Genomic DNA, 24,308 nt, shown 5'->3' on the forward strand with positions numbered 1-24,308 from the left:
AAAAACCTACATAAATCCTTGATCTGCCATCCATTGATCTGAATAAATTTTATTCATATAGCGAGAACCGTGGTCAGGTAAAATTACAACAATAACACTATTTTTATCAAAATAGTTTTGATCTGCATACTGCTGTAAACCTTGTAAAACTGCTCCTGAGGTGTAACCCGCAAATATTCCTTCCGTTTTTACCAGTTCTCTTGCTTTTAATGCTGAATCTTTATCTGAAACTTTTTCATAAACATCTACTATATCAAAATCGGTAGATGTTGGGATTAAGTTTTTTCCTAATCCTTCAATTTTATATGGACTTATTTCATTTGAATCAAAAGCTCCTGTTTCATGGAATTTTTTAATAACCGATCCGATAGCATCTATTCCCAAAATCTTTATATTTGGATTTTGTTCCTTTAAAAAGCGTCCAGTTCCAGATATAGTCCCACCAGTACCACTAGCTACCACAACATGTGTTACCTTACCCTCCGTTTGCTCCCATATTTCAGGGCCTGTGCTTAAATAATGGGCTTCAATATTTAATTCATTAAAATACTGATTGATATAGATTGATCCGGGATTTTCTTTGTGTAATCTTTTAGCGACTTCATAATAAGATCGAGCGTCATCTGCAGGAACATTAGCTGGACAAATATGTACCTCTGCTCCCATTGCCTTTAACATATCAATTTTATCTTGTGAAGATTTATCACTCACAGCCAAAATACACCTATATCCTTTTACAATACTAATCATTGCTAAAGAAAAACCTGTATTACCAGATGTTGTCTCAACAATAATATCTCCTCTTTTCACTATTCCCTTTCTTTCAGCTGTTTCAATAATATGTAAAGCTATTCTATCTTTAGCTGAGTGACCAGGGTTAAAAGCCTCCAATTTGGCAAAACAGTTTCCTGGAACGTTTTTACTAATATTGTGCAATTTAACTAAAGGTGTTTCCCCTACTAAATCTAAAACTGAATTTGTAACTCCAGCATGTCTCATTCTCTCTAAAATCATAAAAAGGTATCATTATGAAAAGTAGAGTGCGTATTTTTCTGTTTTCATAATAACACCCTCTTACTCTTTCCTTGGGCAAAAATATAATTATTTTTCTAACTTATTCTCTAACATTAAAAAGAACGTATATTCTTCGGCTACTTCTTTAATGGCATCAAACCTGCCTGAAGCTCCACCATGGCCTGCCTCCATATTTGTATGTAAAAACAGGTAATTGTCATCTGTTTTCAATTCTCTTATTTTTGCTACCCATTTAGCTGGTTCCCAGTATTGAACCTGGCTATCATGTAAACCTGTTGTTACCAGCATATGTGGATAAGCTTTGGGCTCTACTTGATCATATGGAGAATAAGACTTAATATAATTATAATACTCTTTATCATTTGGATTTCCCCATTCATCATACTCTCCTGTAGTCAAAGGTATGCTATCATCCAACATTGTAGAAATAACATCTACAAATGGTACTTGTGCAATTATTCCATTATAAATTTCTGGATTCATGTTTATAACTGCTCCCATTAACAATCCCCCAGCTGATCCACCCATAGCATATAAATGTTTGGGAGAAGTATACCCTTTTTCAATTAAAAACTTTGAACAATCTATAAAATCTGTAAACGTATTCTTCTTTTTTAACATTTTACCTTCCTCATACCAGTCTCTTCCTAAATACTGCCCTCCTCTTATGTGGGCTAAAGCGAATATAAAACCTCTATCTAAAAGACTTAATCTGGTTGTAGAAAAACCATCAGATACAGTATGTCCATATGATCCATAAGCATACTGCAAAACAGGGGTATTTTCATCTAGCTTTGTATCTTTATGATAAACTATTGATAAAGCTATTTTCTTACCATCGCGCGAAGGAACCCACAAGCGCTTACTTATATAATTTGCTTTGTCAAACTTGCCTCCTAGTACTTCCTGTTCTTTTTTAACATCTTTAGTTTTTTCTTTCATATTGAAATCAATGACAGAACTTGGTGTTGTCATAGAGTTATATGAATACCGAATTATATCTGTATCAAAATCTGGATTTGAATAAACACCCGAAGAATAGGTTTCTTCTTCAAAAGGTAAATAATAATCTTCTTGACCATCCCAGCGCTTAATTCTAATTTTATTGAGCCCTTCACTTCTTTCCTCTAAAACCAAATAATCTTTAAATATTGAAAAATCTTCCATAAAAACATCTTCTCTATGAGGTATAACATCTACCCAATTTTCTTTAGATGTTTTGTCTAAAGAGGTTTTCATTAATTTAAAGTTCGTTGCTCCATCTTTATTAGTTCTTATGTAAAAAAAATCACCATAATGAGCAATATCGTACTCCAAATCCCTTTCCCGCTGTTGTATTATCTTAAATTCACCTGCTGGATTATCCGCGTCCAAAACTCTATACTCGTTAGATACAGTACTATAAGAACCTATAACAATATATCTTTTTGATTTTGATTTTGTAACGAATACACCAAATGTTTCATCTGTTTCCTCATATACTAACTCATCATCAGATGTATTTGATCCTAAAATATGTCTGTATACCTGAGAGCTTCTCAATGTAACTGGATCTTTTTTAGTGTAGTAAAAAGTTTTATTGTCATTAGACCAAACTGATCCTCCAGTTGTATTTTCAATTTTATCTTTAAGTATTTCTCCTGTTATAAGATTCTTGACCTGTAACGTATATTGTCTCCTGCTAATAGTGTCTACAGCAAAAGATGCTAATTTATTATTTGGACTTATACTTAATCCTCCAAGTTGGAAATAGTCATGTCCTTTTGCTTCTTCGTTAACATTAAAAATAATCTCCTCTTTGGCGTCTAATGTTTCTTTTTTTCTACTATAGATAGGATATTGATCTCCAACTTCAAATCTTGTGATATAAAAATATCCATTTTCTTTATAAGGAACGGATTCGTCATCTTCTTTTATCCTCCCTTTCATTTCTTCAAACAAGTCATTTTGAAATGCCTTTGTATGTGCTGTTTCTTTCTCAAAATACTCGTTCTCAGAATCCAGATAAGCATACACCTTTTTAGTCTGTTCATCCTTAACTTTGGCATTTTTTTGCTCATCAGTCAAGCGCATCCAAAAATAATTATCTATTCTTACATCTCCGTGCTTTTCTAACCTTGTTACTTGCTTTTCAGCTACTGGAATTTGTATATCTGTATTCATTCTTTCTTTTTTGCAGGAAACAAAAATAATGTTTAATGTTATTATTGTAACTATAATTTTTCTCATTTTTATTTTAGTTTTTTTTTCGAAGTTAAAATATTATTTTTGCAAAAGTTAAATATTAAATATAAAAAATGTTTGGAGACCTTTCTAACATGATGGGTAAATTAAAAGAAGCCCAAAATAAAGTTGAAGAAACAAAAAACAGACTAAATACTGTTCTTATAGATGAGTCATCTGCTAACGGAAATATCAAAGTTACAGTTACGGCAAATCGTGAAATCAAATCCATTTTTGTAGATGAATCCCTACTGCAGGACAAAGAAGAACTGGAAGACTATTTAATATTGACTCTTAATAAAGCGTTGAAAAAAGCTGGCGATATTAATGAACAAGAATTAGCTACTGCTGCCAAAAATGGTATTCCTAACATTCCTGGAATGGATATATTTAAATAAAAAACTTGGAACTTGAAAATTATTTGATACCTTGTTTAAATAAAAAACTATTTGGTATTGATTGTCCAGGTTGTGGATTTCAAAGGTCTTTAATATTACTTTTAGAAGGAAATTTTTTGGATGCGTTCAATATGTTCCCTGCGATTTACACAACTATTTTGTTTGTTGTATACTCAATTATTCATTTTTTCCTTAAAAAAAAAATCAGCTTAAATATTTTATTAATTTTGGGTATCATTAATGTAAGCATCATAATTTTGGCTTATATCATAAAAATAAACAAATTATTTAATTAACTTAACTAAAACAAAACACTGTCTTGAACGAACTTGAACAAAAACAATTACCAAATGCTACAGCAGTTTTAGTCTTAGGTATTATTTCAATAATCAGTTGCTGCTGTTATGGAATACCTGGAATTATACTGGGAATTACTGCTCTTATTTTATATAGACAAGATAAAGTAAAATATGATTTAAATCCAAGAGTATACTCAAACTTTCAAACTTTGAATACGGGTAAAATTCTAGCCATAATTGGAATTATCCTGAGCTTTTCTTACATGATCTTTATTATTAATCTTTTTACAACAATAGGGTGGGAAGCCTTACAAGATCCTGAAATTCTTCAAGACAGACTGAATGGCTGGTAAATAAAAATAATTTAAAATTAAAATAAGAAGCCCAAAGTATATACTTTGGGCTTCTTATTTTAATTTTAAAACACTACAATAAAATCTTTTCTAAAGAAAATAAATTACAGTATTTTCGCTCGCCATTCTATAAAATAATATTACTAAATTACAGAACTTTAATTGAAATGAATTCAGAAAAGAATTGGCTACTTTATTATAAACATAGTCTGTTTGATAGCGAAAATTTAGCTATTGATATTTCTAGAATAAAACATCTTTATCATCAAAATTCTTCTAATATTATCAATGCTTTAATAAGCACAAAAAATGCCTTTGAAATACTAGAACTAGAAGAAAAAAGAATAAACCGGTTAAAAGGAATTTCAAAAAAAGATAGTACTCGATGGCAAAAAATTAATGAAACTCAAATATTGATCTCTCCATTTCATCTAAAATATGAAACAGAAAACTCTCGTTTAAAACAGAAAACTATTCATCCCTTCTGGATTGCCGCTACTTTGGATAGATCTGGAAAACTATCAGCTCCAAAAGATTTATTTCCTCTAATAGTAAGAAACTACCTAACTCCAATAGCTGATATAAAAAATGATTTTATTTTCTCTAGTATTGAAAATGTGACTAATGCTCGTAATTTAGAACAACCGAAGGGAGATGAAAATGATAACCCCATAAACTGGAATGTTTATTGGGATTATATTAACCATATTTTCAACGAAGTTACATTTAACTCAATTTCTCATTACAGAGCTGAAAAATATACAACTCATCACAGCCTTACATATTTTGCGATTAGTTCAAAAATCTCTACTGCTAAAAGTATTTTATTTCTTTATGAAAATCTACTTGATCACTTAGATGAACTCCCCTTATTAAGTAAAATTGTAACTCCTGCAGACCGGTATAGAACCTCTCCGATTACCGATGAAGGTTATTTGCATTATAATCATTTGCACCTAGGACAGATGTCAAATGAGTTCCCTCTATCAATAAGTCAAAGAAAAACACTACTATCGTATCTTACTGCAGAGGAAAATCCTATAATAGCTGTAAACGGCCCTCCAGGAACAGGTAAAACAACGCTACTTCAAAGTATTGTTGCTACTGAGTTTGTAAAGGCTGCAATAGAAGGAGAAGAGGCTCCCTTAATCTTAGCTTGCTCAAATAATAACCAAGCAGTAACAAACATTATTGACAGTTTTATCAATTCAAGAAGTACAACAGAAGGGCTTTCAAAAAGATGGATACCTAATTTTCATGGATATGCAACCTACCTTCCTTCCAATTCAAAGAGCGAAAAAAAATTGAGTGAAATTAATTATCTTAAAGGTAATTTATTCGGTTACGAAGGAAGTCTATGTGAGCTTGAAAATAAAGAATATCTAATCAATGCAGAATATTATTTTCTCGAAAAATATAATACGTATTTTGGCTATAAAGAAACATCTCTAGAAGAGGCATGCTATCAATTACAGCAAGAATTAATAAATATTGAAACCAATCTAATTAATGCTACCCGGTTCTCAAATGATTATATATCATCAATGGAATTTATAAATAATGTATTATTAGATAGTAGTAATCATATATCTAATGAAAATATTAATATCACAAAACTTCATCAATGGCGCTCATTGTTAAATGAACTTAAAACGGAGTATAAAAAAGAGGAGTTTATAAATAAAATTAAGGTACATTTTACTTTTGAGAAAAATTCTAACAATTCAAAACATATTTTCAAAATACCCCAAAATAAACTTGTCAATAAAGACACTGTATTATCTTATGTTAAACAATTACTTGCTAATATAAATTTGCTATTACAAGCAAATCTAAAACTAAGCAACTGGAAAAAAGAAAATAGTATTGAAGGCCTACCTTTAATTTCTGAAGATAGAATGTGGCATTATGAATTACAAAAAAAGACAAAAGATAATCAACTAAAGGGATATTTTTATAATGAAATTGACCTCACTCTTCGCCATAAAGCATTCTTATTAGCAACGCATTATTGGGAAGCACGTTGGATTCTTGAAACAATTGACACAATTGAAAATAATACTGAAAAAGGAACTGGTGAAATTGCAATAAAGAAGCAATGGAAAAGACGTTCAATGCTTACGCCTTGTTTTGTTGCTACTTTTTATATGGCTCCTTCTCATTTTGTAAGAAGTCAATTTCAAGGGGAAAGTGAAGAAGGTAAAGCCATTTTTGAATACTTTCCTTTAACTAACTTTATAGATTTACTAATAATTGACGAAGCTGGACAAGTAACTCCCGAAGTTAGCATACCTCTTTTTGCTCTTGCCAAAAAAGCTTTTGTAATAGGAGATTTAAAACAAATTGAACCAATCTGGTCTATTCCTCCAAAAATTGATACTGGAAATTTATCTTCTCTAAACATTATAGAAAGTAGTCAAGAAAACGAACTACTTGACAAATTAGGCTTTTTAGCATCAAGTGGTAGTATAATGAAAATGGCACAGAATGCATGCGAATACGAAACCATTATTAATGATAAAAAAGAAAATGGCTTAATTCTTCTTGAACACAGAAGATGTAATGATGAAATTATTAACTTCTGTAACGAATTAGCATACAATGGAATTTTAAAACCAATGAAAGGGAAGGCTAAAGCAGATCAGATTTTTCCATCAATGCTAGCCTATCATGTAGAAGGGGTTAGTGAAAAAAAATACAATAGCCGTTTTAACATCAAAGAAGTTAATACTATAATTTTATGGTTGCAACAAAATAAAGAAAGTATCCAAAAAGCTTATAATGTAAATTCAATAGAAAATATATTAGGAATTATTACTCCTTTTGCTAGTCAAAAATCCGAATTATCTAAAGCACTTGTTAATGCTGGATATAATATTAACGATGTTAAAATTGGCACTGTTCATGCTTTACAAGGAGCAGAAAGAAGTATAATTTTGTTCAGCTCAGTTTATTCAAGTAAAGATGAAGGTACTATGTTTTTTGACAGAGACAATAAACCTAATATGCTAAATGTTGCCGTCTCTCGAGCAAAAGACAGTTTTATCTTATTTGGTGATACTCAAATTTTTAATGAAATGAACAAGACTCCTTCAGGATTACTAAAAAAGCATTTAAATATAAGAGAAATAGAATATTAAAAAATAATTAACAAACTTTATTATTAAAACTATTAAAAAAAGGCATTGACTTATAATCAATGCCTTTTTTATACTATGAAAATTCTTTAATCGTATTTTTTATTATACTAATACAATCTCTTAACTGGGTCTCATTCATAACCAACGGAGGTGCAAAACGTATTATATTACCGTGTGTTGGTTTGGCTAGCAATCCATTATCGCGTAATTTCATGCAAATATTCCATGCTGTATCACTATCTTCAGTATCATTAATTACTACGGCATTCAACAAACCTTTTCCGCGAACAAGAGTTACTAATTCATTTTCACGAGCAAACTGCCCTAGCTCCTCTCTAAAGATTGTACCTAAGTACTCAGCATTTTCTGCAAGCCCCTCATCTACAGCTACTTCTAATGCAGCCATTGCTACCTTGCAAGCAAGCGGATTTCCGCCAAAAGTAGAACCATGCTCTCCTGGCTTTATGGTTAGCATAACTTCATCATCTGCTAGTATTGCTGAAACAGGGAACACCCCACCACTTAAAGCTTTTCCTAAGATAAGTATGTCCGGTCTAAATCCCTCGTGTTGGCAACAATACAACTTACCTGTTCTTGATATCCCTGTTTGAACCTCATCTGCAATAAAAAGTACATTCTTCTTTTTACAAAGCTCAAAAGCTTTTTTTAGATATCCTTCATCAGGGACCATTACTCCTGCCTCACCTTGTATAGGCTCAACCATAAAACCAGCGACATTAGGATCTTCGAGAGCTTTTTCTAAAGCTTCTAAATCATTGTATTTAACTATTTCGAAACCTGGCAAATAAGGCCCATAATCTTTATACGCACTTGGATCTGTCGATGAAGAAACAGCTGCTAAGGTCCTACCCCAAAAATTATTCTCTGCGAATAATATTTTCGCTTTATTTTCTTCAATCCCCTTAACTTTGTAAGCCCATTTTCTACATAATTTTATAGCAGTTTCTCCTCCTTCAACTCCGGTGTTCATAGGTAAAACTTTATCGAAACCGAATAAATCTGTTATATATTTCTCATATTGTCCGAGAACATTATTATGAAATGCTCTGGAAGTTAATGTTAAAATGCTAGATTGCTCTACAAGTGCATTTGTAATCCTTGGGTGACAATGCCCTTGATTTACAGCAGAATAAGCAGATAAAAAATCATAGTATTTTTTACCCTCAACATCCCAAACATAAACCCCTTCACCTTTGCTCAATACCACTGGTAATGGGTGATAGTTATGTGCTCCGTACTTGTTTTCTAAATCAATTGCTTGCTGTGAAGTTAAATGTTCTAAAACAGCCATTTTCGTAATTTTTAAAAATTGATAAAATAACCATTCCTACTGTACCTTTATTTTTTCGATTGTACCGAAAAAGCAGCGTGGGAGAGAAATCATCCCTATGATATCGCAAAATAGCAAATATCTTCATTTATTAAAAATAATAATCTCATTTTAATTAATCAAAATGAGATCAATTTTTAAAGTTTTTCAAAAAAAAGATGATTATTATTTTTTAACTCAAACCTAAAAATAACTTTTCCTAATTTTGCTATCATAAATCAAACAGAATAAATGCCAAGACGAGAACGAAATAAATTCGTAAAAAGAGGAGAAGTTTTAGAAATATTAATTGAAGATTATGCTTTTGGAGGTAAAGGTATAGGGCGAATTAGAAATGAGTTAGGAGAATTTGTAGTATTTGTTCCCAATACACTTCCTGGTCAATTTGTAAAAGCTAGAGTGGACAAATCGAAAAAAAAGTACGCAGAATGTAAACTTTTAGAAGTTCTTAAGATATCTAATAACGAAATTGAATCTTCTTATCAACAAATACCAGGAGCTCCTTATATAAACCTTCCAATTGAAAAACAACATGAGTACAAATACACTAGTACTATGGATCTCTTTAAAAAAATTGGAAAAATTGAGCATATCGAGGATTTTTTTGATGAATTTATTGCTTCTCCAAATTCGTTTCATTACCGAAATAAAATGGAATATAGTTTTTCCGCAATTGGCTATGATACTAAAAATAAAACAGATATTGATGAATTTACTTTAGGCTTTAAAAGACGTGGTACGTGGTGGATTGGTGAAAACCTTAATAAGGATAGTGGTTTATTTGATGATGAATTTGAAAACAATCTTTATAAGATACGTAATTACTGTAAAAATACAGATTTAACTCCATGGCATGCTCCTAAAAAAGAGGGATTTTTCAGATATTTTGTGGTTAGAAAATCGTTTGATACCAATCAACTTCTTTTTAATTTAGTAACCACCTCAAAAGACCTTTCAAGGTTTAATCTTAATAAATTTTCTCAATTTTTAATTGATTTATTTGGAAGTAGAGTTGCAGGGCTTTTACACACCATTAACGATGAAACTGGAGACAGAACTATTGCCACTACCGGTAGTATAAAGCTCATTTACGGTGATGAAAAAATTGTTGAGAAACTGCTAAACTTAAAATTTGAAATAAGTATGAAAAGCTTTTTTCAAACAAATCCAAAATCTGCTGAAAAACTATACTCTAAAGTTGTTGATTATGCTCTTGAAAATAAAGATGCTATTGATAATACAGTCGTAATGGATTTATTTTGTGGAACAGGAACTATTGGTCAAATTATTGCTTCAAAGGCAACAAATACAAAAATTGTAGGCGTTGATATCGTCGCTTCTGCCATAAGAGATGCAAAAAAAAATGCAAAGCGCAACAACATTAAAGGAGTTGATTTTTTTGCTGCTGACGTAGGAAAATTCTTAATGGAGCACCCGAAATTCAGAAATAAAATAAGAACAATTATTTTAGACCCCGCAAGAGCTGGTATCGCACCAAAAACACTTAAAAAAATAATAAATTTAGGCGCGGATAGAATGGTTTATGTATCTTGTAACCCAGCAACTCAGGCTCGTGATACGGAAGAGTTAGTGAATTCAGGCTATCAAATTAAAAAAATAAGTTTGGTAGATCAGTTTCCACATACATCCCATATAGAAACTGTTGTGCTATTTGAAAAATAGCTTAATAACTAAGTTTACTTATCAATATTTTGAAAGATACACAAATGAAAAAATGTTTTAGTGTTTTATTACTATGCTTATTCGCCTTTAATTCATGTGAAAAAGATGATTTTTGCACAGAAAATCCTGTAACGCCTAACTTAATAATTAGGTTTTATGATAAAAATGATATCACCTCTCTAAAAAGTGTAAATCAATTTTCAGCAATAGCAGAGAGCAAAACAGACAGTCTATTCACAAACCAATCATTAGACTCTATCGCCATTCCTATTAATGGAAACACCTCGGAAACAGTTTATACTCTAAAAATAAATGATAAAGAAGGTACTTTAGCTAATAATAAGTATGTAACTCTAAGAATAAATTACAATTCTGTTGAAGATTATGTTTCAAGGTCTTGTGGGTTTAGATATATTTTTAAAAATATTGAATTATCAACAACTAATAACGAATGGATTGATAGTATTTCCAATAAAAGTATTCCTGAAATTAACAACCAAATCCGATCACATGTACAAGTATTTCATTAGTCCTATTCTATTTTTTCTAGTTTCTTTTAGTTGCTATACACAAGAAGAGTCTCTAAAAAATTCATCAAACGACAGTATCAAATATAAAACAGGCTATGGTTTAAGAATTGGTATGGACATCAGTAGACCTATTCTAGGAATTTTTGATAAAAGTTACAATGGTATTGAATTTATTGGAGATTATAGAATAGCAAAAAATTGGTACTTAGCATCAGAGTTGGGCTATGAAAAAGAAACTACTTTTGAAGATTTTACCACCTCTTCTTCAAAAGGTAATTTCGTTAGGGTTGGGGTTAACTATAATGCTTATGAGAACTGGCTGGATATGAATAATGAAATCTTTGTCGGTGGACGATATGGTTTCGCTTTGTTTGATCATTCCCTAGACAGTTATACTCCAAACGTCACTCAAGGACCTGGTTCATCGATCTACTTTCCAGTAAATACAATTAATTCTGAACGAGAACAAACAGGACTAACCGCTCATTGGATAGAAATACAACTTGGAATTAAGGTTGAAACCTTTAAAAACTTATTCATTGGCGGTGGTTTTTCCTATAAAATACTATTAAGCATTAAAGATCAAACAGGATTTAAAACCCTATATACCCCAGGTTTTAATAGAATTTTAGAAAGTAACACAGGCTTTGGTTTTTTCTACACAATTTCCTATTTAATTCCTTTTGTTAATAAGTAATTTTTCTTATTATTCCTTGTTTCACTAACTTTACCGAGAATTACATAAAAACTTATTAACAATGAATAAAATTCCAAGTGTAAATTTAGAAGACTTTCTATCAGAAGATGAAACACGCAAACAAAGGTTCATTAATGAAATTGGAAATGCTTATGAAACCATTGGTTTTGTCGCTCTAAAAGGTCATTTTTTAGGTAAGCAATTGGTAGATGATTTATATGACGAAATTAAAAAGTTTTTTGATTTACCAGTTGATACCAAGCAGAAATATGAAATTCCTGGTATTGGAGGACAAAGAGGCTATGTGTCTTTTGGAAAAGAATCTGCAAAAGGTAAAAAAGAGGGAGATTTAAAAGAATTCTGGCATTTTGGTCAATATGTTGAAAACAATCCAAAATTAGAGGCTGAATATCCAAAAAATGTCGAAGTTAAAGAACTATCTAAATTTAATGAAGTTGGTAAAAAAACATATAAAATGCTCGAGAAAACGGCTAAATATGTATTGCGTTCTTTAGCCTTATATTTAGACTTAGAAGAAACTTATTTTGATGAATACATTAAAAATGGAAATAGTATTTTAAGACCCATACATTACCCTCCCATAAACAAAGAACCAAAAGGAGCTGTTAGAGCAGCGGCTCATGGTGATATTAATTTAATTACATTACTCATGGGAGCTCACGGGAAAGGACTACAAGTTCAAAACCATGAAGGACAATGGATAGATGCTATCGCGCAACAAGATGAGTTAATGATTAATGTAGGAGATATGCTATCAAGACATAGTAATAATAAATTAAAATCAACTATTCATCGCGTTGTAAATCCACCAAAAGAACTTTGGGGAACTTCAAGATATTCAATACCTTTCTTCATGCACCCAATTTCTGATATGAAATTAAATGTTTTAGAAAATTGTATTTCAGAAAACAACCCTAAACAATTTGAAGATATTACAGCTGGAGATTTTTTAAATGAACGTTTAAGGGAACTTGGACTTATAAAATAAGAATGGATTTACAAGACCAACTTAAAAATCTTTTTCCAGATCATCAATTTGAAGAAAAAAAAGAGGAAAAAAAGTCTAATATCTGGCTACAAGAAAAGCCACTATTATGTAAGTACGAAAAACGAAAAGGAAAACCAATAACCATAATTGACGGTTATGATGGCGCTACTGAAGACTTTAAAAAATTAGCCAAAGAAATAAAAACTAAATTAAGCGTTGGAGGTAGCTATAAAAACGATTGTATTATAATTCAAGGAGATTACAGAGACAAAATAATGAAACTACTTAAAGAAAAAGGGTTTAATGTCAAAAGAGTTGGAGGCTAAAAAGTTAAAATGCTAGGAAATAAACCCTAGCATTTTATTTTTAATAAATTTTATCTTAATATTACACCATACAAATAATTAACAACAAACAATACAAATAAAAAAGTATCGTTTTAATTATACTATTAAGAAATCTTCAATCATTCCCAAAATTATGACAGCTTCAACATTACACATCGCAAACGGAGACAACATTACCCAAGCTTTAAAACACATAAGAATTAACGGTGAAATCATTACATGGCGGGAAATATTATGTGAAGGAAAAACAACTATTAATGTTGGAAGCGAAGTTTTTTGGAAAACAAGGTTTGATTTCTTTAAAGACTCCTATAAAACCAGTAAAAAAGCCTTCATAGATTATACATTAAGAGAATACAGGAATCTTTGTAAGCAAAAAACACAAGATGAAATTGTTTTATGGTTCGATAGTGATCTATCTTCCCAAATAAATATGATTGCTGTTATTAGCTGGCTTAAAAGATTTCGTAAAGGAAGAAAAATTTCAATCGTTCTGAACAAAAACTCAAACAACGACATTCAAGTCAATTTTTTGCAAAGCAAAAAAAACGACTTGTTAACATATTATAAGAGTAGAATTGAACTTAACAAAGATGATATAGAATATGCTGATTACATTTGGCAACTATACTGTTCTGATAGTCCTTTGAGATTAGAAAATATTCATACTTTTAATACAACATCGGCTTTCACCCATATAGAAAAAACAATAAAAACGCATTTAAAAAGATTCCCTTCATTTAAAAATGGCTTAAATAGTTTAGAAAATCAAATATTGAGCTTAGTTAGTGATTCAAAAATAGTAGACAAACAGGATCTAATAGCAAAAATAACAGAGAATCAAAAAATCTATGGTTTTAATGAGCTTCAATATATACATAAGCTGGATAAAATGAAAAAGCTATTTTCATCTCTAAACCCAGTAAAGCTTAGTAAAAAGGGTAAAATGGTCTTAGAAAATCAACTAAATTTCTATGGTCAAATACGTTCAGATTTTTCTTATCTTGGCGGATCTAAAAAATACAGCTATTTATATGTAAATGATACTAAAAAGCTGCTTAAAATAACATCATAAATGACTATACAAGACTCTGAACTTATTTTAAATTCGGACGGGAGTATTTATCACTTAAACTTGAAACCAGAACACATTTCTAAAGATATTATATTTGTGGGAGATCAATACAGGGTAGATATTGTCGCAAATTATTTTGAACATATTGAGTTTAGTACTCAAAAACGAGAGTTTAGAACAATTACAGGAACGTATAAAGGTAAACGCATTACTGTTATATCAACAGGCATAGGTCCGGATAATATAGATATCGTTCTAAATGAACTTGATGCTCTTGTTAATATAAACCTAGACACCAGAACACTAAAAGAAAAGCACACATCACTAAACATTATCCGTATTGGTACTTCTGGGTCCCTTCAGTCAGATATACCTGTAGATAGCTTTTTACTTAGCTCTCATGCTCTAGATATTAATGGCATGCTTCGTTCATATCAGGTAGAAAATATTGGTAATCCAGATATTGAAAAAGCTTTTATGAAACATACTTCTTGGAGTATTCATAAGGCAACCCCATTAGTCATTAAAAATAGCTCTAAACTTGGAAAAAAATTATTTTCAGATAAAATTTTTACTGGTATCACTGCAACTGCTGGTGGATTTTATGGTCCTCAAGGAAGAGTACTTAGGTTGCCACTTCAAGACATCGAGCTAAATAAAAAAATAGACAGTTTTAAATACCATGAGCATAAGGTCACCAACCTAGAGATGGAAACGTCTGCTATCTATGGTCTATCAAAGCTACTTGGTCATAATGCTGTCTCCATGAATGCTATAATTGCAAATAGAGCTAATGGAACTTTTAGTAACGAACCTAAAAAAATAGTAGAGAATTTAATTGTCTACACTTTAAATAAATTGGTTGAATAATGCTGAATTTAAAAGTAGGAGGTGTGCCAGAACACTTCAACTATCCTTGGTACATAACCCTTAAAAATAAAGAATACACAAAAAATAGAATTAATTTACGCTGGCAAGATTTTCCTGGTGGTACAGGTGATATGTGTAAGGCATTAAGAAGTGGTGAAATTGATATAGCTATAGTTCTCACTGAAGGAATTATTAAAGATATTATTGAAGGCAACCCCTCTAAAATAACTCAATTTTATGTAGAATCTCCGCTAATTTGGGGAATTCATGTAAACGCTAAGTCAAAATACCAAGATATTTCTGAACTTCAAAATGCTACGATCGCCATCAGTAGATATGGTTCTGGTTCACATTTAATGGCTATTGTAAACGCACACAATAATGGTTGGGATATAGACAAATTAAAGTTTAAAGTTGTTAATAATCTTGAAGGAGGTATCGATGCTCTTAATAAAGGCGAAGCAGACTACTTCATGTGGGAACATTTCACTACTAAACCTTTTGTTGACGAGGGTACATTCAAAAGTTTAGGAAATTGCCCTACCCCATGGCCTTGCTTTGTTGTAGCGGTTAGAGAAGAAATTATTAAAAATTACTCTAAAGACCTAAAAAAAGTATTAGATATAATTAATAATTGTACTAAACACTTTAAAAAAATAGATAAAATTGATCAAACCTTATCTTTAAGATACCAACAACAGCTTAATGATGTAAGAGAATGGTTATCAATAACTGAATGGGGTGACGCAACACCCGTCTCGGAAGATTTTATTACTGACATACAAAATAAAATGAAAGCATATAACGTTATTGATAAAACAGTAGACTCTCGAAGTTTAATCAAAAATATGTATATTTGAGTCCTTAGTCCTTAATAATATCAAAAATGAAGAAAGTAGTATTTATTGCAATTTGTATGATTAGTTTATTGAGTTTTACTTCTTGCGGTAGCACAAGTCCTTGTGGTTTAGCAGAAAACAATAAACAAATTAAACAAGATACTCATCAACAAGAAGTACTCGTTGCTGACGTAAATGTAGAATAGTTGATTTGATGTTTGTTCAAATTCAATAGATCCGCTAATAAGCGGATTTTTTATTAATTTTCACACTAACCTAAATAAAAAAGAAGACCATTAAAAAATATCTGATTCTTTGAAAAAGATTGAATACATTTTATTTAATAGCTACTTTCGACAAATACTTATTTATTTGTGGAAATTTAAAGATCTACTAATTTATAACTTCTAAGTTAAAATAAACAATTTTAATTTCAACAACCAATAAAGTTTACTTTTCAAAAGCAACTTAAAAAAACTTTATATTCACAATTGAGCTAAGAGTAGTCTAATATTTATATGATGAGCTGGTTAAAATTAAAATATTCTTTTGTTTAAAAAAATATTAATTCTTCTCCTTCAACATTGGCACAAAACGAAAGTCACCTAACTCATGTTTTTCAAATTCTTTAAGAGATTTTCTGATAAACAGTGTCATAACCTGTTCTCCTTCACCTACAGGAATTAAAAGCTTACCTCCTACCCTCAATTGAGCTAATAATGCTTTCGGAACAAATGGAGCACCTGCTGTAACAATAATTTTATCATAAGGAGACTGTTGCGGAAAACCTTTATAACCATCACCAAAAATAAAACGTTTGGGTCTGTAACCTATTTTAGGCAAGAAAACAGATGTCTTCTTAAATAATTCATGTTGCCTTTCTATTGTATACACCATTGTTTTTAATTCTAACAAAACAGCAGTTTGATATCCTGAACCTGTACCTATTTCTAGTATCTTTTCTCCTTTTTTTATATCTAAAACTTGTGATTGAAAAGCGACTGTATAAGGATGTGAAATTGTTTGATTTGCTGCAATTGGAAAGGCCTTATCTTGATAAGCGTGTTCTTCAAAACTACTATCAATAAATAAGTGCCTTGGAATATTTCTTACAGCATTTAATATACTTTTATCCGTTATTCCTTTTGCTTCTAAAATAGAGGCCAATTGATTCCTAAGGCCTTGATGTTTGGTTGTGTCTCTCACTAATTTGCCAATTTCAGTCGGTCAAAAATAGGAATAAATATGTTTAAAAGTGTATCTTTGTTAGCGTTGATTTTTATAAAATCACTAACTAAAAAATAATACTTTCATTTTGAGGATCCTCTCTTTAATTCTTTAAAAGAATAATTTTTTTAGGACTCTTTAAATAAAACAAAAAATAAACATGTTAAAAGCCGGAGTATTGGGAGCAGGGCATTTAGGTAAAATTCACCTGCGTTTATTGCAACAGTCAGAAAAATATGAACTCGTCGGATTTTATGATCCTTTTACTGAAAATGCAGAAAAAGTAGCTAATGAATTCGGCTACACTTTGTTTAACTCTATTGAAGACCTAATCGATGCTGTTGATATTGTTGATATCGTAACTCCTACACTTTCTCATTTCGAATGTGCCAAACAAGCTATCGAAAAAGGGAAACACGTATTCATTGAAAAACCAATTACGAATACACTCCAAGAAGCTGAAGCCATTAGAACTTTAGCAAGTCAAAATCATGTTCGTGGTCAAGTAGGTCACGTTGAAAGATTTAATCCTGCATTTACAGCTGTAAAGGATATGATTAAATCACCTATGTTTATCGAAACACATCGATTAGCTGAATTTAACCCTCGCGGGACAGATGTTCCTGTTGTACTGGACTTAATGATTCATGATATAGACATTATTCTATCTGTAGTTAAGTCCAAAGTCAAAAATATAAATGCTAGTGGTGTTTCAGTCATTTCAGAAACTCCAGATATTGCTAATGCTAGAATAGAGTTTGAAAATGGATGTGTAGCTAATTTAACAGCTAGTAGAATATCGATGAAAAATATGCGAAAATCAAGATTCTTCCAGAAAGATGCTTATGTATCAGTTAATTTTCTTGAAGAAAAATCTGAAGTAGTTAAGATGAAAGATGTACCCGAAAATCCTGAAGAGTATGCTATGATTTTACAGAATGCGGAAGGTATAAAAAAACAAATCTATTTTGATAATCCTAAAATTATTCAGAACAATGCTATTTTAGATGAACTTGAATCTTTCGCCGATGCTATACGAAACAAAACAACCCCCATTGTGTCACTAAAACAAGGAACTGAAGCCTTGAGAGTTGCACAACAAGTCATTGATTGTTTTAATTAATTAATTTAAGTAGATAAAAGAAAAACTACATTTACTAGATTCTTTTTTTTAACAAAAAACAAATCTGACATTAAACATATATAATATTGTTTTACCTGGTCATTGATGTTAAAAAATGAACTAAATATTTAACATAAATAAATAATAAAAGTATGGAAAATATAGCTGTTATTGGAGCTGGAACTATGGGAAATGGAATTGCTCACACTTTTGCTCAATTTGGATACAATGTAAACTTAATCGATATTTCTCAAACAGCATTGGAAAAAGGCTTAAAAACTATTTCTAAAAACTTAGATAGAATGGTTTCTAAGGAGCGAATAACAGAGGAAAAGAAGAATGAAACGTTAAACAAAATCAAGCTATTTACTGACTTAAAAGAGGGAGTTAGAAATGTAGAATTAATCGTTGAAGCCGCTACAGAAAATATAGATTTAAAACTGAAAATATTTAAAGATATTGACGAATTTTCAAATAAAAACACCGTTTTAGCAACAAATACATCTTCAATATCTATTACTCAAATTGCAGCAGCTACTAGCAAACCTGATAAAGTAATCGGCATGCACTTTATGAACCCTGTGCCAATTATGAAGTTAGTAGAAATTATTAGAGGTTATAATACTACTGACGAAGTAATGGAAACTATTGTTGATTTAACTAAGAAAATTAACAAAGTACCTGTTGAAGTAAATGACTATCCTGGTTTTGTTGCAAACCGTATTTTAATGCCAATGATCAATGAATCTATTGAAACATTATACAATGGTGTTGCTGGTGTTGCAGAAATAGATACCGTTATGAAATTAGGAATGGCGCACCCAATGGGACCTTTGCAATTAGCAGACTTCATTGGATTGGATGTATGTTTATCCATCTTAAATGTAATGTATGACGGATTTAAAAATCCTAAATACGCTCCATGTCCGTTGTTAGTAAATATGGTAATGGCTGGAAAGTTAGGAGTTAAATCTGGTGAAGGCTTTTACGACTACAGTGAAAGCAGAAAAGCAGAGAAAGTAGCCAAAATGTTTTCTTAACACATATTACGACTACATGATTGCTGAAAGATTACAAGCACTAAGAAATTACATGGCATCTAAAAATTTAGATGCCTTTATTATACCTTCTACCGACCCTCATCAGTCGGAATATGTAGCAGATCATTGGAAATTAAGAGCCTATTTTTCTGGTTTCACAGGATCAGCTGGAATTTTAGTAGTAACGCAAGACGTTACTGCTTTATGGACGGATTCGCGTTATTTTTTACAGTTTGAAGATGAATGTAAAAATTCGGAAGTTTCACTTTACAAACAATCCATTCCGCATGCTCCAGAACATGTAGCTTGGCTATGCGATTCATTGGAAAAAGATGCAACTATTGGGGTAGATTATAGACAATTTTCAAAATCACAAATCGATTATATTCTAAGTTTTACAACTCCTAAGAGTATAAAACTACAAAATGAACCTTATTTCGCTAAAGAAATATGGACTGACAGACCGAGCTTACCAAACTTTGAAATCTCGGTTCATCCTTTAGAGTTTTCCGGAGCAACTACAGCTTCCAAGATAGCTACAATCGAAACTGAAATAGAAATACAAAAAGCTGATTTCTATTTATTCTCTTCTTTGGATGAAATAGCTTGGTTATTTAATATTCGCTCTCGTGATGTTGATTTTACACCTTTGGTTACGGCATATGCTCTTGTAGGTATTGAGCAAACTATTTTATTCTGTAATACCAATCGTTTCTCTGAGAATGTAATTGCCGTTTTTGAAAAACTAAATATTAGCATTAAAGATTACGATTCAATTGCAACCATACTCCCTGAAATAACATCTGGTAAAAGAATTGTAACTGATTCTTCAAGTTTAAACTACGCCTGCTTTGAAGCCGTTAATGGCGAGTTTATTTATCAAAACTCTTTGGTAAAACGATTAAAAGCAATTAAAAATGAAACAGAAATAGCTGGTTCTAAAAATTGTATGATCAAAGATGGAATTGCACTAACAAAGTTCTTCATATGGTTAGAAAAAGAATTAGCTACCAAAACAATTTCAGAATATAAAATAGGAAAAAAATTAGATAGCTTCAGACAACAACAGGAATATTATACAGGAGAATCTTTCCCTGCAATCGTGGGGTATAAAGGAAATGGTGCAATCATCCATTATACTGCGCCTGAAGAAAACTCAGCTGAAGTTTCAAATGAAGGGATTTTATTAGTTGATAGTGGCGCTCAATACAAAGATGGGACTACCGATATTACTAGAACTATTTGGTTAGGAGGAACGCCAAGTGAAAAAGTAAAAACTGCTTATACTGGTGTTTTGAAAGGGTATATTGAATTAGATCAATTACAATTTCCAGAAGGGACTACAGGAGCTCAAATTGATGCTTTTGCAAGAGTTCATTTATGGAAAAAAGGACTAAACTATCCTCATGGTACTGGTCATGGAATTGGTAGTTTTGGAATGGTTCATGAGCCTGCACAAGGATTTACCACAGGACCAACTACAGAACGTGGCACAACTCCACACCTAGCAAATCAGTTAACCACTATTGAACCCGGTTGTTATGTTGCAAATGAGTTTGGTATAAGAACCGAAAACATAGTATTGTCAAAAAAGGTACATACAACAGATTTCGGAACGTTTTTAGGATTTGAAACCTTAACGCTTTGCTATATCGATACACAATTGATCAATATTGACGAACTAACGAATATCGAAAAGAAATGGTTAAATAACTATCATAAGCTGGTATTTGATAAACTTTCTAACTTATTAACCGAAGATGAAAAAAAATGGTTAAAAAATAAATGTAAGAACATTTAAAAAAAGTAATTTTCACTGTAGTATATATGAAAGTATTAAGTGGCCTACTTTCTTTTTGAATAAAAATAAATTAAATAATCATGTTTTTAAATTTCTAGTTAAAAATTAGCTTTTGAAACTTATAGCAACTCATATTGCAAAAAAACAAAATACTTCAATTCGTATTCAAGAATATGCTGTAGGTATTTTTAAAACGATTCCTACAAAATCAGCATTAAAAAAAGCAATAAAAAAAGGCTTAGTCTTTGTTAATGGAGAAAAAACATCCACGGCCTCATTAATAAAAGGAGGTGAGAAAATTGAACTGTATGAAGTAGCAATTGATATTCACTCTTCAAAGAAGAAATTTGATATTCCATTAGAGGTTCTTTTTCAAGATGAGTATTTGGCTATTATAAACAAACCTGCAGGTGTATTAGTTAGTGGAAATTCTTTTGCCACGATTAACAACGCCTTACCTCTAGTCCTAAAAAAAAGCAATCTACCTGACGCTACAACTCCAAGGCCTGTACACCGCTTAGATTACCCAACTAGTGGCCTACTTTTAATTGGTAAAACAACATCAAGTATTATCAAATTGAACAGGCTTTTCGAAATGAAATTGATTCAAAAGAAATACCATGCTATTTCAATTGGTAAGCTACCTAAAAATGGAGAAATTAATACTCCTATTGACACCAAAGTTGCTTTTACAAAATTTTCAGTATTAAACACTGTACCTTCTGACCGATTTGGCTGTCTAAATTTAATTGAACTTCAACCGTGTACCGGAAGAAGACATCAGCTTCGTAAACATTTATTTAGCTTGAACTCCCCTATTCTGGGTGATAAAGACTATTATTTAGATGATTTAATTTTAAAAGGAAATGGGCTTTATCTTCATGCTTCTTCGCTAGAATTTATTCATCCTTTTACTTCACAAACAATAAATACCTCAAGTAATCTACCTAAAAAGTTTAAAAGAATTTTCCCTTAATATATTATTAGTTTTATTACTTATTTACGAATCAACAGAAGACTTCATTAGGAAAATTCTTTCTATTTATTTTAATTTTCAATGTTGCAAGTATTTTTAACATATCATAATACTAAAAAAACTTATGCTAGCATATCTTCTGAACCCAATACTAATCTTAAACCCCATAACACTAGGAAGTTTACTTATAAACATAGTCTTATGATGTGTATTGACGATGAAAAAATAAATAGAATGAGAATAATTTCATCCAACATAACGAAAGAGTAGCTTAATGAAGAGCTATTATTAAATTCATTGATCGCCATTTTCATAACTTTTTGGGAGTATTATTCAAATACAAATTTAACATTCCCTCTCTCTTTCAAAGAAAAGCCTCATCTATAAAGAAATCCTTATTGGGCTTATAAAATTTATAAAAAATCAAATCAAAAATTAAGAAAACCTCTGATTTGAATATACTTCTAAAAATCTTTTATAACTGATAAAGCTTTATCTTTTTCATCTCCCTAGAAATACCTAAGAAAATGGATTATCATTCTTTTTTTTGTTTCAGAACCACCCTAACCCCCTTTTAAAAAAATAAGTTAATCTCCACAAAACAACTCACTATTTCAAATTAGACAATATAACTATTACTAATAAAAGTAATTTTATTTACAGATTTTTAAAAACAAGAATTATTGTTTGTTAAATTACATAAACAGTATCCTACATCTAAAAATGAATTTTTACTCCCATCAAAATTTTATTTTGATGCTAAATCAAATATCACGCTATTCTATGAAAGATAATTTGCCATGTAAAGAATGTAAGCCTTACCTTTGCCGAATGCGAATAGATATCATTACTGTAGAACCAGATTTATTAAGAAGTCCGTTTGAAAATTCAATGATGAAAAGGGCTATTGAGAAAAACCTTGCTGAAGTTCATCTTCATAATTTAAGAGAATACGGATTTGGAAATTATCGTCAAATTGATGATTATCAATTTGGCGGAGGTGCTGGAATGGTCTTAATGATTGAACCTATCGCAAAGTGCATCGATGAACTAAAATCTAAGAGAAAATATGACGAGGTCATTTACATGACTCCAGATGCTCCTACACTGAACCAACCAACAGCCAATACATTATCATTAAAAGAAAACATACTAATCTTAACTGGTCATTACAAAGGAGTTGATCAGAGAGTTCGAGATCAGTATATAACCAAAGAAATATCAATTGGGGATTATGTTTTAACTGGTGGAGAATTAGCAGCCGCTGTACTATGCGATGCTGTAATTAGGTTAATACCAGGAGTTCTTGGTGATGAAACTTCGGCCTTGACAGATTCTTTTCAAGACAATTTATTATCCCCCCCTGTTTACACAAGACCTTCTGATTATCAAGGAATGAAGGTTCCTGAAGTTCTATTATCAGGAAACTTTCATAAGATAGAAAAATGGAGAAATGAAAAAGCAATAGAACGCACTCAGCAAATAAGACCAGATTTATTAGATGAAAACTAATTTCATATATGATTTAGTAATTGTTATTCCCTGTTATAATGAACAAGATAGGTTACCGGTAAAGAAATTTCAGAGTTTTACCAAACTAAATTCTGAGATACTCATTTGTTTTGTTAATGACGGATCAAAAGATGATACAGAAGTAATACTATCTAAATTACAAAAAGAGCATCCAAACACAATAACACAACTCTCCCTTAAAGATAATATTGGAAAAGCTGAAGCCATAAGAAAAGGTTTTTTATATTGTAATACTACTTACAACTATAAAAAAATAGCCTATTTAGATGCCGATTTAGCTACCTCGCTTGAAGAATGTATTAGCATAAGTAATTACATAAAAAATGATGTAATTCTTGCTTTTGGCTCTCGAATATCAAAAATAGACAATAATATAGATCGTAAATTTTATCGTTTTGCTATCGGTAGATTTATCGCTACTCTTATTTCAAGGCAATTAAAAGTAACCGTTTACGATACTCAATGTGGATGTAAAGCATTTGAACAAAACGTTGCTTCAGAAATATTTAAAGACCATTTCATTTCAAAATGGCTCTTTGATGTTGAAATATTTCATCGAATAATTACTACTTACCAAAAACAAAACGTACATAAAATTGTTAGAGAAATTCCCTTAAAATCATGGGTAGACACTGATGATTCCCGTGTAAAATTTAGTTATTTCTTCAAACTTTGGTTCGACCTATTAGCTATTAGAAAAAAATATAAAAAATAATATTTTACATGAGTACTAGTTTTATCAAAAAACACTTTTTCACC

General features: G+C 30.9%; 23 protein-coding genes. 19 read left to right on the forward strand and 4 right to left on the reverse strand.

Annotated elements, in window-relative coordinates:
• Nucleotides 1-6: 6 nt before the first annotated feature.
• Together ACSIGE_RS04120 and ACSIGE_RS04125 are read right to left on the reverse strand one after the other, a co-directional pair.
• Nucleotides 7-1,014: a PLP-dependent cysteine synthase family protein gene (locus tag ACSIGE_RS04120; protein WP_440881523.1), complete on the reverse strand. Its 1,008-nt coding sequence runs from the start codon at nt 1,012-1,014 to the stop codon at nt 7-9.
• 87 nt (nt 1,015-1,101) lie between these two features.
• Nucleotides 1,102-3,264: a S9 family peptidase gene (locus tag ACSIGE_RS04125; RefSeq protein WP_440881524.1), complete on the reverse strand. Its 2,163-nt coding sequence runs from the start codon at nt 3,262-3,264 to the stop codon at nt 1,102-1,104.
• 68 nt (nt 3,265-3,332) lie between these two features.
• Between ACSIGE_RS04125 and ACSIGE_RS04130 the strand changes: the two genes are divergently transcribed.
• The 4 genes from ACSIGE_RS04130 to ACSIGE_RS04145 all read left to right on the forward strand — a co-directional run bounded on the left by ACSIGE_RS04130 (nt 3,333) and on the right by ACSIGE_RS04145 (nt 7,448).
• Entirely contained in the window at nt 3,333-3,656 is a 324-nt protein-coding gene (locus ACSIGE_RS04130) for a YbaB/EbfC family nucleoid-associated protein (protein WP_440881525.1), read from the forward strand.
• A gap of 23 nt (nt 3,657-3,679) precedes the next feature.
• Nucleotides 3,680-3,952 carry a DUF2752 domain-containing protein gene (locus ACSIGE_RS04135; protein WP_440882182.1) on the forward strand — a complete coding sequence of 91 codons (273 nt, stop codon included), beginning with the start codon at nt 3,680-3,682 and terminating at the stop codon, nt 3,950-3,952.
• Nucleotides 3,953-3,975: 23 nt separating this feature from the next.
• Nucleotides 3,976-4,308 carry a CCC motif membrane protein gene (locus tag ACSIGE_RS04140; RefSeq protein ID WP_440881526.1) on the forward strand — a complete coding sequence of 111 codons (333 nt, stop codon included), beginning with the start codon at nt 3,976-3,978 and terminating at the stop codon, nt 4,306-4,308.
• A gap of 167 nt (nt 4,309-4,475) precedes the next feature.
• Entirely contained in the window at nt 4,476-7,448 is a 2,973-nt protein-coding gene (locus ACSIGE_RS04145) for an AAA domain-containing protein (RefSeq protein ID WP_440881527.1), read from the forward strand.
• Nucleotides 7,449-7,521: 73 nt separating this feature from the next.
• On the opposite strand, the gene rocD is transcribed toward ACSIGE_RS04145, so the two are convergent.
• On the reverse strand, nt 7,522-8,760 hold the full coding sequence (gene rocD, locus ACSIGE_RS04150) for an ornithine--oxo-acid transaminase (protein ID WP_440881528.1): 1,239 nt from the start codon (nt 8,758-8,760) through the stop codon (nt 7,522-7,524).
• 270 nt (nt 8,761-9,030) lie between these two features.
• Here rocD and rlmD point away from each other — a divergent pair, with 270 nt between their 5' ends.
• From rlmD to ACSIGE_RS04195, 9 genes are all read left to right on the forward strand, one after another.
• Nucleotides 9,031-10,482, forward strand: a complete 1,452-nt coding sequence (gene rlmD, locus ACSIGE_RS04155; protein WP_440881529.1) for a 23S rRNA (uracil(1939)-C(5))-methyltransferase RlmD — start codon at nt 9,031-9,033, stop codon at nt 10,480-10,482.
• A gap of 44 nt (nt 10,483-10,526) precedes the next feature.
• Nucleotides 10,527-11,012 carry a DUF6452 family protein gene (locus ACSIGE_RS04160; RefSeq protein ID WP_440881530.1) on the forward strand — a complete coding sequence of 162 codons (486 nt, stop codon included), beginning with the start codon at nt 10,527-10,529 and terminating at the stop codon, nt 11,010-11,012.
• Nucleotides 10,993-11,709: a DUF6048 family protein gene (locus tag ACSIGE_RS04165; protein WP_440881531.1), complete on the forward strand. Its 717-nt coding sequence runs from the start codon at nt 10,993-10,995 to the stop codon at nt 11,707-11,709. The genes ACSIGE_RS04160 and ACSIGE_RS04165 overlap by 20 nt, the downstream gene beginning before the upstream one ends.
• Before the next feature lie 61 nt (nt 11,710-11,770).
• A complete protein-coding gene (locus tag ACSIGE_RS04170) occupies nt 11,771-12,718 on the forward strand; it encodes an isopenicillin N synthase family dioxygenase (RefSeq protein ID WP_440881532.1) in 948 nt (315 codons plus the stop codon).
• A 2-nt stretch (nt 12,719-12,720) separates the two neighbouring features.
• Nucleotides 12,721-13,044 (forward strand): translation initiation factor, encoded by a 324-nt coding sequence (locus ACSIGE_RS04175; protein WP_440881533.1) that lies wholly within the window; start codon nt 12,721-12,723, stop codon nt 13,042-13,044.
• Nucleotides 13,045-13,198: 154 nt separating this feature from the next.
• Entirely contained in the window at nt 13,199-14,140 is a 942-nt protein-coding gene (locus ACSIGE_RS04180; protein ID WP_440881534.1) for a DUF1835 domain-containing protein, read from the forward strand.
• Nucleotides 14,141-15,010, forward strand: a complete 870-nt coding sequence (locus tag ACSIGE_RS04185) for a nucleoside phosphorylase (protein ID WP_440881535.1) — start codon at nt 14,141-14,143, stop codon at nt 15,008-15,010.
• On the forward strand, nt 15,010-15,870 hold the full coding sequence (locus ACSIGE_RS04190; protein WP_440881536.1) for a substrate-binding domain-containing protein: 861 nt from the start codon (nt 15,010-15,012) through the stop codon (nt 15,868-15,870). The genes ACSIGE_RS04185 and ACSIGE_RS04190 overlap by 1 nt, the downstream gene beginning before the upstream one ends.
• Nucleotides 15,871-15,896: 26 nt before the next feature.
• Nucleotides 15,897-16,055: a hypothetical protein gene (locus tag ACSIGE_RS04195; RefSeq protein WP_440881537.1), complete on the forward strand. Its 159-nt coding sequence runs from the start codon at nt 15,897-15,899 to the stop codon at nt 16,053-16,055.
• Between the two features lie 358 nt (nt 16,056-16,413).
• Here the strand turns inward: ACSIGE_RS04195 and ACSIGE_RS04200 are convergent, their stop codons facing one another.
• Entirely contained in the window at nt 16,414-17,055 is a 642-nt protein-coding gene (locus ACSIGE_RS04200; protein ID WP_440881538.1) for a protein-L-isoaspartate(D-aspartate) O-methyltransferase, read from the reverse strand.
• A gap of 181 nt (nt 17,056-17,236) precedes the next feature.
• On the opposite strand from ACSIGE_RS04200, the gene ACSIGE_RS04205 reads away from it, so the two are divergent.
• From ACSIGE_RS04205 to ACSIGE_RS04230, 6 genes are all read left to right on the forward strand, one after another.
• A complete protein-coding gene (locus ACSIGE_RS04205) occupies nt 17,237-18,199 on the forward strand; it encodes a Gfo/Idh/MocA family protein (RefSeq protein ID WP_440881539.1) in 963 nt (320 codons plus the stop codon).
• Nucleotides 18,200-18,351: 152 nt separating this feature from the next.
• The gene (locus ACSIGE_RS04210; RefSeq protein ID WP_440881540.1) at nt 18,352-19,239 is read left to right on the forward strand and encodes a 3-hydroxyacyl-CoA dehydrogenase family protein; all 888 of its coding nucleotides are present in this window, start codon (nt 18,352-18,354) and stop codon (nt 19,237-19,239) included.
• 16 nt (nt 19,240-19,255) lie between these two features.
• Nucleotides 19,256-21,040, forward strand: a complete 1,785-nt coding sequence (locus tag ACSIGE_RS04215; RefSeq protein ID WP_440881541.1) for an aminopeptidase P family protein — start codon at nt 19,256-19,258, stop codon at nt 21,038-21,040.
• Between the two features lie 112 nt (nt 21,041-21,152).
• On the forward strand, nt 21,153-22,016 hold the full coding sequence (locus ACSIGE_RS04220; RefSeq protein ID WP_440881542.1) for an RluA family pseudouridine synthase: 864 nt from the start codon (nt 21,153-21,155) through the stop codon (nt 22,014-22,016).
• An 831-nt stretch (nt 22,017-22,847) separates the two neighbouring features.
• A complete protein-coding gene (gene trmD, locus ACSIGE_RS04225; protein WP_440881543.1) occupies nt 22,848-23,528 on the forward strand; it encodes a tRNA (guanosine(37)-N1)-methyltransferase TrmD in 681 nt (226 codons plus the stop codon).
• Entirely contained in the window at nt 23,518-24,264 is a 747-nt protein-coding gene (locus ACSIGE_RS04230) for a glycosyltransferase (RefSeq protein ID WP_440881544.1), read from the forward strand. Before trmD ends, ACSIGE_RS04230 begins: the two co-directional genes overlap by 11 nt.
• The last annotated feature ends 44 nt before the right edge of the window (nt 24,265-24,308 follow it).

It is taken from the genome of Tenacibaculum profundi (assembly GCF_052050075.1).
Taxonomy (GTDB): domain Bacteria; phylum Bacteroidota; class Bacteroidia; order Flavobacteriales; family Flavobacteriaceae; genus Polaribacter.

Coding starts and splice junctions, on each gene's coding strand:
- ACSIGE_RS04120 (WP_440881523.1), bottom strand. CDS start 1,014: ATGATTTTAGAGAGAATGAGACATGCTGGAGTTACAAATTCAGTTTTA.
- ACSIGE_RS04125 (WP_440881524.1), bottom strand. CDS start 3,264: ATGAGAAAAATTATAGTTACAATAATAACATTAAACATTATTTTTGTT.
- ACSIGE_RS04130 (WP_440881525.1), top strand. CDS start 3,333: ATGTTTGGAGACCTTTCTAACATGATGGGTAAATTAAAAGAAGCCCAA.
- ACSIGE_RS04145 (WP_440881527.1), top strand. CDS start 4,476: ATGAATTCAGAAAAGAATTGGCTACTTTATTATAAACATAGTCTGTTT.
- rocD (WP_440881528.1), bottom strand. CDS start 8,760: ATGGCTGTTTTAGAACATTTAACTTCACAGCAAGCAATTGATTTAGAA.
- rlmD (WP_440881529.1), top strand. CDS start 9,031: ATGCCAAGACGAGAACGAAATAAATTCGTAAAAAGAGGAGAAGTTTTA.
- ACSIGE_RS04160 (WP_440881530.1), top strand. CDS start 10,527: ATGAAAAAATGTTTTAGTGTTTTATTACTATGCTTATTCGCCTTTAAT.
- ACSIGE_RS04165 (WP_440881531.1), top strand. CDS start 10,993: ATGTACAAGTATTTCATTAGTCCTATTCTATTTTTTCTAGTTTCTTTT.
- ACSIGE_RS04170 (WP_440881532.1), top strand. CDS start 11,771: ATGAATAAAATTCCAAGTGTAAATTTAGAAGACTTTCTATCAGAAGAT.
- ACSIGE_RS04175 (WP_440881533.1), top strand. CDS start 12,721: ATGGATTTACAAGACCAACTTAAAAATCTTTTTCCAGATCATCAATTT.
- ACSIGE_RS04180 (WP_440881534.1), top strand. CDS start 13,199: ATGACAGCTTCAACATTACACATCGCAAACGGAGACAACATTACCCAA.
- ACSIGE_RS04185 (WP_440881535.1), top strand. CDS start 14,141: ATGACTATACAAGACTCTGAACTTATTTTAAATTCGGACGGGAGTATT.
- ACSIGE_RS04190 (WP_440881536.1), top strand. CDS start 15,010: ATGCTGAATTTAAAAGTAGGAGGTGTGCCAGAACACTTCAACTATCCT.
- ACSIGE_RS04195 (WP_440881537.1), top strand. CDS start 15,897: ATGAAGAAAGTAGTATTTATTGCAATTTGTATGATTAGTTTATTGAGT.
- ACSIGE_RS04205 (WP_440881539.1), top strand. CDS start 17,237: ATGTTAAAAGCCGGAGTATTGGGAGCAGGGCATTTAGGTAAAATTCAC.
- ACSIGE_RS04210 (WP_440881540.1), top strand. CDS start 18,352: ATGGAAAATATAGCTGTTATTGGAGCTGGAACTATGGGAAATGGAATT.
- ACSIGE_RS04215 (WP_440881541.1), top strand. CDS start 19,256: ATGATTGCTGAAAGATTACAAGCACTAAGAAATTACATGGCATCTAAA.
- trmD (WP_440881543.1), top strand. CDS start 22,848: ATGCGAATAGATATCATTACTGTAGAACCAGATTTATTAAGAAGTCCG.
- ACSIGE_RS04230 (WP_440881544.1), top strand. CDS start 23,518: ATGAAAACTAATTTCATATATGATTTAGTAATTGTTATTCCCTGTTAT.